This is a genomic window from Mycolicibacterium palauense, from assembly GCF_002592005.1.
Classification (GTDB): Bacteria; Actinomycetota; Actinomycetes; order Mycobacteriales; family Mycobacteriaceae; genus Mycobacterium; species Mycobacterium palauense.
Map to the genome: position 1 here is coordinate 17,166 of NZ_NVQF01000072.1, position 13,473 is coordinate 30,638.

Annotated in this window: 12 protein-coding genes; 9 read left to right on the forward strand and 3 right to left on the reverse strand. The window is 69.2% G+C overall.

The features are described 5' to 3' along the window. Positions 1-45: 45 nt before the first annotated feature. A complete protein-coding gene (locus tag CSR00_RS22765) occupies positions 46-3,393 on the reverse strand; it encodes a ribonuclease E domain-containing protein (protein WP_141564442.1) in 3,348 nt (1,115 codons plus the stop codon). Positions 3,394-3,964: 571 nt separating this feature from the next. Here CSR00_RS22765 and CSR00_RS22770 point away from each other — a divergent pair. Next, positions 3,965-4,264 (forward strand): hypothetical protein, encoded by a 300-nt coding sequence (locus tag CSR00_RS22770; protein ID WP_099024693.1) that lies wholly within the window; start codon positions 3,965-3,967, stop codon positions 4,262-4,264. 27 nt (positions 4,265-4,291) lie between these two features. On the opposite strand, the gene CSR00_RS22775 is transcribed toward CSR00_RS22770, so the two are convergent. Then, complete coding sequence (locus tag CSR00_RS22775) at positions 4,292-5,329, reverse strand: tocopherol cyclase family protein (protein WP_245906422.1); 1,038 nt, start codon at positions 5,327-5,329, stop codon at positions 4,292-4,294. 215 nt (positions 5,330-5,544) lie between these two features. Here CSR00_RS22775 and CSR00_RS22780 point away from each other — a divergent pair, with 215 nt between their 5' ends. The 8 genes from CSR00_RS22780 (at position 5,545) to CSR00_RS22810 (ending at position 11,893) form a co-directional block, all read left to right on the forward strand. Continuing rightward, positions 5,545-5,793, forward strand: coding sequence for a hypothetical protein (locus CSR00_RS22780; protein ID WP_099024694.1), 249 nt, complete (start codon positions 5,545-5,547; stop codon positions 5,791-5,793). Positions 5,794-5,933: 140 nt separating this feature from the next. Then, the gene (locus CSR00_RS22785) at positions 5,934-6,413 is read left to right on the forward strand and encodes an MPT63 family protein (protein ID WP_099024695.1); all 480 of its coding nucleotides are present in this window, start codon (positions 5,934-5,936) and stop codon (positions 6,411-6,413) included. A gap of 116 nt (positions 6,414-6,529) precedes the next feature. Next, positions 6,530-7,255: a hypothetical protein gene (locus tag CSR00_RS30770; RefSeq protein ID WP_176562205.1), complete on the forward strand. Its 726-nt coding sequence runs from the start codon at positions 6,530-6,532 to the stop codon at positions 7,253-7,255. Further along, positions 7,162-8,019: a beta-propeller fold lactonase family protein gene (locus CSR00_RS30775; protein ID WP_176562206.1), complete on the forward strand. Its 858-nt coding sequence runs from the start codon at positions 7,162-7,164 to the stop codon at positions 8,017-8,019. Before CSR00_RS30770 ends, CSR00_RS30775 begins: the two co-directional genes overlap by 94 nt. Before the next feature lie 239 nt (positions 8,020-8,258). Beyond that, entirely contained in the window at positions 8,259-8,624 is a 366-nt protein-coding gene (locus tag CSR00_RS22795; protein ID WP_099024697.1) for an Rv1352/Rv1906c domain-containing protein, read from the forward strand. Between the two features lie 148 nt (positions 8,625-8,772). Further along, positions 8,773-9,408 (forward strand): hypothetical protein, encoded by a 636-nt coding sequence (locus CSR00_RS22800; RefSeq protein ID WP_141564443.1) that lies wholly within the window; start codon positions 8,773-8,775, stop codon positions 9,406-9,408. 189 nt (positions 9,409-9,597) lie between these two features. Beyond that, the gene (locus CSR00_RS22805) at positions 9,598-10,533 is read left to right on the forward strand and encodes a sodium:calcium antiporter (protein ID WP_099024699.1); all 936 of its coding nucleotides are present in this window, start codon (positions 9,598-9,600) and stop codon (positions 10,531-10,533) included. Positions 10,534-10,675: 142 nt separating this feature from the next. Beyond that, entirely contained in the window at positions 10,676-11,893 is a 1,218-nt protein-coding gene (locus CSR00_RS22810; protein WP_099024700.1) for an MFS transporter, read from the forward strand. Between the two features lie 29 nt (positions 11,894-11,922). Here the strand turns inward: CSR00_RS22810 and CSR00_RS22815 are convergent, their stop codons facing one another. Continuing rightward, a complete protein-coding gene (locus CSR00_RS22815; protein WP_099024701.1) occupies positions 11,923-13,206 on the reverse strand; it encodes a hypothetical protein in 1,284 nt (427 codons plus the stop codon). Positions 13,207-13,473: the final 267 nt, after the last annotated feature.

Below are 13,473 nucleotides of genomic sequence, written 5' to 3' on the forward strand. Positions count from 1 at the left end.
CGACGGCGGGGACGGCGGGGACGACGGGTCGGTCCGCAGGTTGGTTCACCCGAGCTGGGGCGGACCCGGGTAGTCGGTCAGGCTCACCACCGGCCCCAGCGCCGCCAGCCCGGACGGGTTCTCCAGCCACTGGTCGCGGACGATCAGCGTGCTGTTGGGCAGGTTGACGATGAAGTCGCCGTAGGTGCGCAGCAAGGCGTCGCCCTTGGACATCGTGCCGGTGGAGTCCGGGGGCACGTTCTGCTTGACCGTGGTCGATTCGGAGTCCTTCTCCTGCACCGAACCGCTGTAGAGGGTGGTCGCCTCGAACTCGATCTGCTGACCCACGAACAGGCTCGACTTCTCCTTGATCTTGATGCCGCCGCCGGCAGTCCAGCTGTCCTTCTGCGACTTGTAGGTGATCAGGGTGTAGTAGAACGAGGACTCCTGCGAGGAGGCGTTGTAGTTGTAGGCGCTGGGCGCGACCACCGGCTCGGTGTAGTAGCTCTGGCCGGTGACGTTGGCGCTGCACGAGCCCGGGGTGCGCCCCGCCGAGTCGTAGTAGCAGGCCGCATCGACGGCCGCCGAGGCCAGATTCGGGTCCGAGCTCAGATCGAACGTGCTGACGCTGGGCTGGATGATGTACATGACCTCCGCGGAATTCGGCTGGTCCTCACCGCCGTCCATGCACGCCGCGGTCTTGCACTGCACGGCCGAACCGCCGTCGGGGAAGTTCTTCAGGATCGCCTTGCTCACTGTCGCCGAGGTGTCGCCGTCGCGCTGCCACTGCACCTCGGCCTCCTGGCCGCCGTAGGCGGCGTAGTCGACCTCGATGCGCACCATCTGGTAGGGCTGCAGGACATAGCCCTCGGTCGGGGATTCGTCCTCCTCGATCTCGCCGCCGATCGCGATGAGCTTCTGCGGGTACGGGGTGAGGTTGACGACCTCGAAACCACGGGTGGACAGCTGCCGCGAGGAATCACCGCTGAGCAGCACGACGGGCAGGCTCAGGATCGCCCGCGTCTCGTTGACCACGAAGTCCCCGAGGATCCGGCCGAGCTTGCGGGGCGTGGGATCCGCTGCCGGCGTGGGCGCCTCGATGTCGGGCGGTGTCGGGTTGCTCACCGGCGGTGAGGTGTTCACCGGCGTCGCCGGATTGGAGGTCGAGTTGGGGTAGGGATCCGGACCGGTGCCGATGTCGTAGTCGACGGTCTTCCAGATCGGCGGGGCCACCGGCGAACCGTCGGGGTTCTTGGCGTCCTCGGGAACCGGGCTGACGTAGGTGATGTCGGGAATCACGATGGTCACGTCCCTGTCGGTCAGCGTCATGTCGACCGTGTCGTGATACTCGGCGTAGGACAGCTGGATCTGGCCGTACTTGCCCGGCGCCACCGTCACGGTCGCACCCTGCTTGGTGATGACGCCGCTGCTCCAGCTGTGCCCGTACTTGCCCTGCAGGACCGCACTGATCTCGGTCTCGAAGTTCAGCGGACCCAGGGTGAACTTCAGGGAGCCGCCGGCGGCCAGTTTCAGGTTCTGCTCGATCCCGTTGGTCTTGACCGCCTCGTGGATGACCTCGTAGGTGTTGGTCGAGTTCACCGTTCCGTAGTTGAAGACGGTGTTGCCGACGTTCGTGAAGTCGGTATAGACGATCTTCTCGCCGACGGCCTCCTGCGTGCAGGTGCCGCGGTTGCCGCACATGGTCATGGCGGCGATCGCCTGCCCGACGGCGTCGCTGGGGTCGATGGTGATGGTGGTACCGGCCTTCGGCAGGAAGACGACGGTCTGGGACACCTCGGCCGTGGGTGAGCCGGTGACCGGAGTCGGCGTGCTGAACACATCGGCCTGCAGGTTGTTGTTGGACGGCGTGATGTAGGCGCCCTGGAAGTTCACGTACACGTCGAACGACGTGGTGCCGTCCGACCACGTCATGGTGGCCCGGCTGGAGGTGTCGTCGTCGTTGTTCTTGTAGAACCCCATCTCGACCTGGCGCCCACTCTGCAGGACGTAGCCGTTCTGCGGTCCGAAGGCCAGCGGGTCATAGGTCGAGAGGTCGGTCAGCGTGAGCGTCCTGCCGGTCAGGTTGACGAAAGTGGTCTGGACCTGGGGCTGCGGCACGGGAATGTCCGAGCTGGAGGTGCACACCGAATCCACGCACGAGCCGGGGAAATTGTCCTCGCGGCTGGCGGGGAGCACGCCGAGATCCACCAGCAGGGTCCGCACCGGGCTCAGCAGCGTCGTCACGGTCAGTCTGATCAGGTCGCGAAGCGGGGTGGCGGTCGTCGCGACCAGGCTGGTGGAGGTGACCGGCGCCGCGGCGACGCTGAACCGCGTGGGAGGCTCGTCACCGGTGAGAGCACCGCCCACCTCGCGGCGCGCCGCGGCCGCCAGTAGCCATTCCATCGGCGACCCGACCGTGTTGGTCAGCGGCGAGGTGTTGGTCAGCGGCGTGCTCAACGCTGACAGCACCGAGGTGAGCAGGCCGGTGGCGGCGCGCAGGAGGCCACCGGGGGCCGGCCGGTCGGCCGGCGGCTGGGCCGGGGTCGCGACCACCGCGGCGTCGGCGTGCGGTGCGCCGGTGTGCGCGGCGACCTGAACGCTGGGTGTGACCACGGTGGCGACCACCTCCGGGGCGGGGCCGCTCTGCTCATCGAGTGTGGCGGGGGCGCTGGCGACGTCGATCACGCCAGTGGCGTCCGAAGCTGCCGGGGTATCCGTGCCCGACGCATGCCCGGCTGCATGCGGTGCGGCGCCGGCAGAGGTTGTGTCGGTCGAGGTGTCGGCAGGTTCCGCCGATCCGCTGCCCGCGGCGTCGGGTGTCGCGTCGACGGACGCGGACGTGTCGGGTTCCGTCGTCGCGGGTGCGGCGGCCTGCTCCTCAGCGTCCCCGTCGGCGTTCCCGTCGGCGTTCCCGTCGGCGTTCTCGTCGGCGTGGCCGGCTTCGCTCTCGGAGGTGTCTTCGGTGCTCGCCGTGGTGGTCTCGTCGGTGTCGGACCCGTCCGCCTCGTCAGCCTGGCCGGTCGTATCCGCGTCCTCGGCGTCGTTCCGGGCGTCGGCGCTCGCGTCGGTGTCGGCGTCGGCGTCGGTGTCGGCCGATGCGGCTTCGTCCCCCGCGGAGTCGGCGACGCGGGATGCCGGCCCGTGTGCGTCGGTCTCCCGTGCGTCGCCATCGGGTGACCCCTCGGCCGAACTCGCGCTCGCCGCTGTGGTCTTGGCGGAGCCCCCGGACCGGGTCGGGGCGGAATCCGACGCGGCTGCCTTCGACGTTCCCGGCGCACCAGACGTCGAGTTCGCCGACGACGAACCGGTCCCGGTGGCATCGGCCGCGGCAATCGGTGCGCTGGCCAGCGCCACCCCTAGCCCCACCACGACGGTCGCGGCGGCAGCGCGCGACGAGAGCTTTGCTGATTTCATGAATTCCTCCGACCCGAGCGCCCGGCGCCGAACTGCCGGGCCGCAGGTGTCCACTTCTATCAGCCCGGCCGGACCCGCGCCGATTTCAGCCTTTCTATTCAGCAGATCATGAGAGTTCGTTCGGCTTGAGGACGCATACCGATCACCTTCCACCCGTGTTGTCAGGCATTAATATCGCTGCACAAGATGAACATTCGTATTCACGGGCGATGGAAGTCCCGGTTCGGGCGCGTGGAGATCCCCGGGATGGGCGTAGCCGTCCAGCGGGGCCTCCGCGAGCCATCCCTCGAGGGGCGTCGACCGTAGGCTCCCGTATCCTTGATTGCACTGTGCGGCCGATTTGTCCATGACGAGTGGCATGAATGAGTTTGCTGAAAACGCTCAGTCAGTGGCTCGTCGCGGGCCGCTCGCGCCCCGGCATTTCGGGTCGACCCGTGTTGCCGGCACCCATTCGAGCGGGAGGCGCCGCGCCCCGCCAGGAATGAACGTGGTGTGGCCCGCAGGTGACGGCTCGGAAGGGCATCCGGCGATTCGTCGCACCTGTACGCCGCGCACAGGCTATGAATCAACGGTGAGCAACCACCATGTGAACCTGACGAACCAAGAAGACTCCTTGATCGGCGAGAGCCATCCCGAGGCCCTGGCTCGCATGGACGCCAAGCAGCTCAAGGACCTACAGACCCGGCTGCGTCAGGCCCGCGAGAAGAACTTCAGCCTTTTGCGGCGCCAGGGCGCCGCCCGAGTCGAGGCCGAGGGCGCCCGCGGGACCGCGCAGCCGGCCAACGAGAAACGCGGCGAGAAGGTGCAGGTCCTCGATGAGGCGCTGGCCCGGGTGAGCCAACGGCTCGAGGCGATGAGCGACGCCGAGTAGCGGCCCGCGCCCCGCCGCCCGGCCGCGCTACGTCCGACCGGGCAGGCTCCCGACCTCCAGGCCGGCCATCGCGGAGGTGCCGTCGAACACGACCCGGCCGAACTCCCGGACGACACAGTGCAGGCGGCCGGCCAGATGTTCGAAATCGGTGTCGACGTTACGGCGCTCGGACGGCAGCGGCACCGGCAGTACGTGCGGTTCCAGCCCGGCGCCGTCGCCGTCCAGGTCGATCCGGTAGCGCAGCGACCGGGCGTGGATGCGCCACCGTCCCTGGCCCACCGTCGCGCGCACCCTCGCCGGCGGCGCGACGCGGATCACCCGGTCACCGACCCGCGCCACCACCCCGCAGACATCGCGCCCGAGCGGCCCGAGCCGCAGGGTCCCGCCGGAGAACGCCACCGACACATCGGCCGCCACATCAGCAGCCACATCGGCAGCCACCTCGGCAGCGTCGAAGTCATGGGCCTGGCCCCACCACCAGCGCTCGGGGAATCCGGCACCCCAGTTGCGCTCCGCGTAGAGGCGACCCTCGCCGAAGGGCCAGCTCTCGGTGCCGAAACTGACTGAGCCGGTGGCCTTTCCGCTCAGCCGGTAGGGATGCCAGTACTGGTTGAGGAACGGCACCGACGAGAAGAGGCCGCCGCCGCCCAACGCCTTGGGCCAGTGGTAGGGCTCGCTGAACCGCAACCGGACCCGGACGTCGCCGAGCTCCAGCCGCACCCGGTCCGCGGTGGCCTCGAAGACATCCGACCCCGATCCGGCGGTGACGGAGAACTCGGTCCGGTCCGCCCGGGCCCCGTCCAGCGCGGCGGACCGCACCGTGCCACCGGGATGCAGGGCCACGGCAACCGTGGACCAGTCCCCGGCGGGATGGCGGTTCACACCGCAGAGCAGCACCACCACACGTCCGGAGGCCGGATCGGTGACGCGCCAGAACCACCCCTCCATCTCGCAGCCGTGCGACGGCAACGGGTCGCCGAACGGCACGTCGGCCCCCGTCCGGCGGTAGGCGGCGGCGACCGGGTCCGCGGCCCGGCGGATCGCCCGGCCCAGCCCGTGGGTCACCGTCACCGCCGGCACCGAACGGCCGGCACAGTCCGCGAAGACATGTCGCCGACCCTACTGCGCGCGACCGAGCGGGTCTGGGCCTTGGATTCGCCGTTCCCGGCGGGCCCGATCGCGGCATGAGCGTCCAAGGAGTTCCGGGTCAACCCATTTGACGACCGCCCCTGGGGGTGCTCTCCTGAAGTTCAGGGGACCGGAGGAGAGGAATCCCGACGATGATCATGACTCGTGGGGAAGTGGCGCAGGCTGTCAAGGACGCCGGTGGCCTGAAGCTCGTCGTCTTCGCGGCCGACGGGCGCGAGATCGCGGCGATGTTCGTCCAGGGGGCGGTGAGCTACGACGAGGAGGAGGCCACCTTCGTCGCGGTGGCCGACGACGGCCACCTGCTCGGAGAGCTGTTCGTGGACGAAACGGTGGAGTACGACGAGAGCACGGACTCGTTCGTCATCCGGACCGCAACCTGAGCGCCCGGTCGGCCGACCCGGTCCGGGACTTAGGTCATCGCAGCTCGGGCCCTAGGTGACTTATGTTGTCGACTCCTGCAACGTATCGAGAAGAGATCAGAGATTCCGCGGGCCGTTCCGCGCGGGGCAGGGGGACAGCGATGAAGATCACCACCACCATTCGTACGGTACTGGCAACACTGATCGTGCTGGGCCTCGGCGTCGCCAGTGCGCCGATCGCGTCGGCGACGTATCCGATCCTGGGCAGGCTCGGCAGTGAATTGACGATGACCGACAGCGTCGGTCAGGTCGTCCTCGGCTGGACGGTCAGCGACCTCCAACCCAGCTCGGATGTGATGCCCGGTTACCCCGTGGCGGGCCAGCTCTGGGAGGCCACCGCCACCGTCAACGCGATCCGGGGCAGCGTCACCCCCGCGATATCCCAGTTCAACGCCGTCGCACCCAATGAGGCCGCCTACCGGGTGCTGTGGGAGGTCGCCAGCCCCGTCAACATCAGCGGCGCGACCATCCCCGAGGGTGCCCAGTCCACGGGCAAGATCCACTTCGATGTCACGGGTCCACCGCCGACGACGGTGACCATGAACAACGGCATGCAGGATCTGCTGATCTGGACGCCCTAGCGGCGCCGGCGGGCCCGGGCAGGCGCGGATGAGAACCCCTGTGGCGCTCGTGGTTTGCTGATGCCCGCCCCGCACGGTGGACCACAGATGCACGCCAGCGCCGGGCGTTCTCGACCGTGACGTCGTTTCGCAACGGGGTCTACGCGCTCATCGTGCCGATGAGCATCGTGATGCCGGTGTGGGTGTTGGCGGGCCGGATGGCGTTCGGCCTGCCGTTGGGCTGGATGGCGGTGAGCCTGACGGCGGCCCTGCCGGTGCTCTACGTGGGAGTGGCCGTCACCACTGCGTTGGCCCTGTTCCAGGCTCGGTTGCAGGATTCCCGGCGGCCCCGCCTGAGCACGCTTCAGGCGTGGCTGCACGTGCTGTTCTGGTCGTCGGCCGGACTTCTCGGAGCGACGGTACTCGACTGCTACTCCGAGGACTGCGACGTCCACCGCGACACCGAACACCTCTACTCGATTCTGACCCGCCTTGCCGGCTGGGTTCCCGGCGTGGTGCAGATCAGCAACTGGCTGATGTACTTCTTCGCGGTCATCTCGGCGCTGTTGTGGCTGGCGTTGGCCGCCGCCCTGGCGACCGGAGTATTCACCGCCTGGCGACGTCGACCACCACACCGGTCACCACCGCCTCGAGCCCGGCCGTGGACACCGGGGGTGCCGGGCGAATCGCGGACCACGAGCCGGGCCAGACACCACGCGGTGGGCGGCGCGCTCCAGCGCTGCTGGTTGCGGCGGTCGTGGTGGCAGGGGTGGCCGCGGTCGCCGTCGCCGCGGTATCGGCGACGGTCTTCATCCGCGACGACCGGCCGGGCTCGGGGTCATTCCGGGTGTCGGCGACGGTGAACGTGGGTGCGGGCCCGACCGGTGTGGCCGTGGACCCCGAGGCCCGCACCGTCTACGTCACCAATCACGACGACAACACCGTCTCGGTCATCGACGCGGCCGGCGATGCCTCCACCCCGACGGTGTCGGCGACCGTCGACGTGGGTGCGGCCCCGACCGGTGTGGCCGTGGACCCCGAGGCCCGCACCGTCTACGTCACCAATCACGACGACAACACCGTCTCGGTCATCGACGCGGCCGGCGATGCCTCCACCCCCACGGTGTCGGCGACCGTCGACGTGGGTGCGGCCCCGACCGGTGTGGCCGTGGACCCCGAGACCCACACCGTCTACGTCACCAACCACAACGACAACACCGTCTCGGCGATCGACACTTCCGCCCGGGCGGTCACCGCGGTGGTGGACGTCGGCGCGAACAGGAATCCGCTGGACGTGGCGGTGGATCCGGGCTCTCGCCGCATCTACGTCACCGACGGCGTGGACCTGCGGATGTCGGTGATCGACGCGGCGACGAACATGGTCTCCACCATCGTCGACATCGGCAGTTACGGGGCCCGGGTCGCGGTGGATCCGGGCACCCACACCGTCTACGTCGCCAGCCAGGGTGACGTCAGCGTCGACGTCATGGACGGTGTCACCCTCGCGGTCACCGCCATCGTCGACATCGGCCGCACCTCGCGTGGGGTGGCGGTCGATCCGGGCAGCCATACCGTCTTCGTCGCCAACGGTGAGGACAACACGGTGACGGTGATCGCCACCCGCTGACTGCGCCGGACGGGCTCGTTGCCTCGGCGAACCGGGTGGCGGCTTCGGCCGTCTCGGCGTGCCCGGACGGGCGGAGGCATAAGCTTTGTCTCTGGCTTCGTGACTGGCTTCGTGACTGGCTTCGTGACTGGCTTCGTGACTGGCTTCGTGACTGGCTTCGTGACTGGCTTAGTGACTGGCTTAGTGACTGGCTTTGTGACTGGCTTTGTCACTGATTGGGATTGCCGCGGAGGCACGACATGCGTCCAAGAATCGGCCCGCACGTCCCGGCGGTGGTGATCGCCGCCGTAGCGGCGACCGCGCTGGCCGCACCCGTCCGCGCGGAACCGGCCGCCCAGATCCCCGGCAACGGGGTTTTTCGCGTGGGCGTCGACATCGAACCCGGCACCTACCGCTCGCAGGGCCCGTCCACCCCACTCATCCTGGTGTTCGGCGACGTGTCACCGATCTCGTTCTGCTCGTGGTCGACCCACAGCACACCGGCGGCCGGCGACGGCGACCTCGTCGACGCCAACTCCTCGCTGGGGCCCGTCTATGCCACCGTCCCGGCGACGGTCGTCGCGTTCAGGACGGCGAACTGCCAACCCTGGACCCGGGTCTCCTAGAAATCCGATGAATTCGAGCGGCCCGCATTGAATCACCATTTCGATCCCACAAATACGCCGCATATTCGGCCGGACCGAGGAAATGACGCACCGGCCCGGGCTCGGCGATTCCGCTGACATGCGCCGGACTGAGTGAAATGATCGGCGCGTGTCGGACCACAGCTATACAGGCAACGACGTTCCCGATGACCTGAATGCTGGTGGAAACACCGAGGGGGAAACGGGGGCACCCGACGAGGCGGTTGTGGAGAAAAAACGCCCCGGGCTCCACCCCTTGGCATTGTTTCCCCTGCTGCTCGGTGCACTTGTCTGCCTTCTGAACCTCTATCTGTTGCTGCGGTTCTGGAGGTTCCTGTGGAGTGCCAGGTGGGACGGCGCCGTTGCGCTGTCCCTGGTCACGATGAGTCTGTTGATCGGGATATTCCTGATCCTGTATGCGTTTGTCCTGCCCGCCGCCGAGGTGAACAGGGCCCAGGACGCATCCGACACGGCCACAAATGACACGGCCACACACGGTGACCGCGGCGAGCTCTCGCGGTACCTGAAGTGGATAGTCGCGCCCCTTGTTCTCGCTTTGGTGGCACCCCTGATTTCGGTGTGGGCCATTCAGACTGTTTCGCCCGATACGCCCGAACCCACGGCACCCAAGCCGTGCATCGAGTTGTATCAGGAGGCGCTCACCATTCGGGAGGGCAATCCGAACTTCCGGATGCCCAACAATGACCCGGACCAACGTCGGTGCAGAATCAACCAGAGCGTTCTGCAACCCGCGCGACCCCAGTAACGGCGCCGGACCGGCGACGCCGACAAAGCACACCACCGCACACCACCGCACACCACCGCGGTTTCCTGCCGTCCCGAAATTCGCCGCTGTTATTCGTCGTCGGGTGTGCCCGTGAACCTCCGGAGCGGCCCGCGGTGACCAGCCCTTCCCGAGCACGCCCTGCGCCGCGCCCGTAGCCTCGAAGACCGGATGGCATTCGACGTTCTCTTCATCGTGGCCGGCGCGGTGGTGCTGGCCGTCGCGTCGGATCAGCTCGTGATCGGGGCGAGCCGGCTGGCGATCGTGGCGCGGATGGCGCCCGTCGCCGTGGGTGTGCTGGTCCTCGGATTCGGCACCAGCGCCCCGGAGATGATGACCTCCGGATTGGCGGCCGCCGGCGGCGAACCCGACGTGGCGATCGGCAACATCCTGGGCTCGAGCATCGCCAACCTGACGCTGGTGCTCGGCGCGGTTTGTCTGTACCGGCCGCTGCGGGTCAACAGGCGGGTGCTCCGCCGGGAGGCGCCGCTGGCGATCGTGGCCGCCGGCGCCTTTCTCGGTGCGCTGTATCTCGGTCTGGGCCCCGTGACCGGCGTCGCGCTGCTGGTGGGTGTCGTCCTGTTCGCCTGGCGCGCGATCACCACCCCCGACGATACGGTCGTACCGGATGTGGCCGAGGTGTTCGAAGGCGGCCGGACCCACCGATTGAGCTTCGAGGTCCCGCGCACGGTGCTCGGCCTGGCCGGGACGGTCGGCGGGGCCCAGCTGTTGTTGGTCGGCGCCCTGGGCGTCGCGGACTCCCTGGGGATTCCCGCGGAGTTCTCCGGGCTCACCCTGGTCGCACTGGGCACCTCGATCCCGGAGCTCATCACGGTCCTGCAGGCGGCCCGCCGCAACGAGGCCGACCTCGTGGCCGGCAACCTGTTCGGCAGCAACGTCTTCAACTTCCTGGCCGTGGGTGGCATCACCGCACTCGTCGCCACCACTCCGGTCGTGCTGTCCACGGTCACCGTCCTGGCCGCCGTGCTGGCGATCGCCGTCACCGGCCTGGCGTGGCTACTGGCCGTCAACGGGCAGCGGCTGAGCCAGTGGGAAGGCGGCGCCCTGCTCGCCATCTACCTGGCGGCCATACCGCTGCTCTACTGAATGTCGACCGAATGCGGGCGGCGATCGTGCCCGTCGCGAGCAGCCGCGCCCCCGGTCAAACCCACCTAGAATCCACGCAGGCGCCGAGACCGCGCCGCGGGACCGGGTGGACTCCGAGAAGGAGCGGGCGGTTGGACCTGACGTGACGAACGACGGCGGGCCTCATCGCGTCGAGGACGAACCGACGCCGCGCACGACCTCGACCCGAGTCGGGCTGTATTTCGGTGTACTGCAACTGTTTTTCAACCTCAGTTGGGTCATCTACGTCATCTTCCTGCCGCAGCTGGCGGCCCAGGCCGGCATCGGCACCGGCGCGGTGCCGTGGATTCTGTTGATGGACCAGGTGGTCTTCGTCGTCTGCGACTGGGCCGCCGGCCTGGCCTCCGACCGTGTCGCCGAGGTGCTCGGCAAGCTGGGGACGATCGTCGCGGGAATCACCGCCCTGTCCGCGCTGGCGTTTCTGTTGCTGCCGTTCGTCACCACCGCGGGCCCGGGGGTGTTCCTGACGCTGACGATGATCTGGGCGGTGACGTCGTCGGCCCTGCGCGCGCCGCCGCTGAAGCTGCTCGGCCGGTACACCCCGCCCGACGGGCAGCCCCGTGTCGCCTCGTTGTTCCTGCTCGGTATCGGCATCTCGACGGCGCTGGCGCCCTTCCTGGCCGGCTGGGTCACCGGCGTCGACCCGCGCATCATGTTCGCCGCCTCGGCCGTGTCGGTCGTGGTGGTGACGGCCTCGATCGTGTGGGCGGAGAAGACGCTCGCGCGCTCCGCGCCCACCGAGCGCCCACCCGCGGCCAGGCTTCGGGTGGCGCCGTTCCTGTCGTTCCTCGGCGCGATCCTGCTGCTCGCGCTGGCCTATCAGGTGCATTTCTTCATCAACTCCGGACCGCTGTTCGGCCGTTTCGCACCGCCCGACCGGGTCGAGGACCTGGTGGCGCTGTTCTGGATGGGCTTTTCGGTGGCGATGCTGCCGGCGTCGCTGCTGACGAAGCGGTTCGGCGGTGTCGCCGTGATGGCCGCCGGAGCGGTGCTCGCCGCCGCAGCGGCGGGGGTCGCCGAATTGGCCGCCGGCATCGTCACCCTGGTCGCGGCCCAGTTCGTGTGCGGGGCCGCATGGGGCGCGGTGACGATGAGCGCGGTCGCCACGGCCCTGCGGCTCGGGCACGCCGGCAGCGAGGGCAGAACCGTCGGCGCCATGTACTCGGTGATGGCCGCGGCGGCCGTGGCCCGCATCGCGGTTGTAACCGGCGATCTCGGCCAGGGCTCGGCGCCGGCTCTGACCTGGCTGCCCGTCACCGCCTGGGTGGCGGCGGCACTGCTGCTGGTGCGGGCGGCTCGGCGGACGCCGGCCCCGGCCTAGCGGCACCCCGACCGGATCGATGCACCGGGTCAGTCGCCCAGCCCGGCCAGCGCCGCCCCGAGATCCGCGGACTCCCACAGACAGAGCAGATTGGTCAACATCTGCAGCGGCGCGCGCACGCCTTCGTCGCCCCTGATGCGGGGGTCCTTCCGGTCGGTGTGTGTCCCCGCATCGGGGACGGCGGCCCGCACCCTCGACGGCACATCCAGCAGCCAGGTGGTTCCCATCAGCGACGCGTAGAGCAGCACCTGCCGCGCCAGCGCCGCGGGGTCCAGCGTCGGGCCGCCGGCGGCGGCGGCCTGGGTGCAGAACACCGTGACCAGCTCGCCGAAATGGCGTTCCCACAGCGCGTTCTCGGCCGCACACATCGCGCCCCAGAGCGCCATCGCCACATTCATCTGACTGACGCAGCCCCAGTCCATCAAACCGCACCGCAGGGCGCCGGCCTCGTCGGTCCAGAACCATGCGTTGTCGACGTTGGCGTTCCAGTGGCTCAGCGCGATGTACTCCTCGGCCGCGGCGAGGTGATCCCAGATCGCCTGCCGGTGCCGCAGCACACGGGGGGCCTCCCGGCGAAGTCGCGCGAGGAACCCCGGCGCACGGACCTGGGCGGGCAGCAGCCCGGGATGGGCCTCGGCGAACTCGGCGAGCCGAACCAGTTTCCGCTCGAGGCGCTCCGGGGTGAGCACCGGCGCCTCCCCGACGGTCGCGCTCTGCAGATCGACCGGGAACTGCCCGGTGAGTGCCGTCGGCAGCCGCCCACCACGGTGGGCGCCGGCCAGGCGCGCGAGCGCGGTGATGATCGATCGGTAGTGCTCGACCGGGCCGGGCATCTCGTAGTCCAGGCACTTCGGATAGTGCGGTTCGATCCCGTTTTCTCCGTAGGTGATTCGCTCACTGATGAGGATGGCGCTGCCGGTTTCGCCCTGGTAGTCGGCGAAATGGGCGCGGGGGACCGCGATCGGGAAGCCCGAGGCCACCGACAGGGCGGCGAAGCGGACCTCCGAACCCATCTGGGTTCGGCCCCGATCACGCTGCGGGTCGGTGAAGTCGCGGGAGAACTTGACGAACAGCGCGCCGCACAGCCCGGGCCGAGGGGCCGCATAGGTCAGGTCCAGGAGGGCCTTGCGCCCGGTGCTCCCGCCCGTGACCTCCTGCACGCGGTCGATCCGCGTGACGGCGTTGTCCTCGCCCAGGACACCGAATTCGCGAAGGGCCCGGGTGAGTAGGGCGGGGCCGCCGTCGCGCAGGGCGGTCGTGTCGGCGGGCAGGCGCAGGCCGGATCGGTCGCCGGTGAACCAGTTGGCGGTCACCGGGGCGGCGGTGCCGGCCGGGGCTGTGTCATGGATTCTCCGTATCGAGGACGTCGTGGCCGTGCCCGCCGCGCGGGGAGTCCGCCCGAAGGGGGTCCGGCGCGTGAAAGGCGGCTCGAACGCCACTGTCACAGACGGAGCGGCCCGCACGCGTGGCGACCCCCGTCAGGGCAGTGCGCCGAGAACGTCCATCGGATTCGGTGCGGGCGGCGGGGCCACGTCGCTGGGCTCGGCCTGCGCGCCGGGCATCGGTGCGGCCTGGATCTG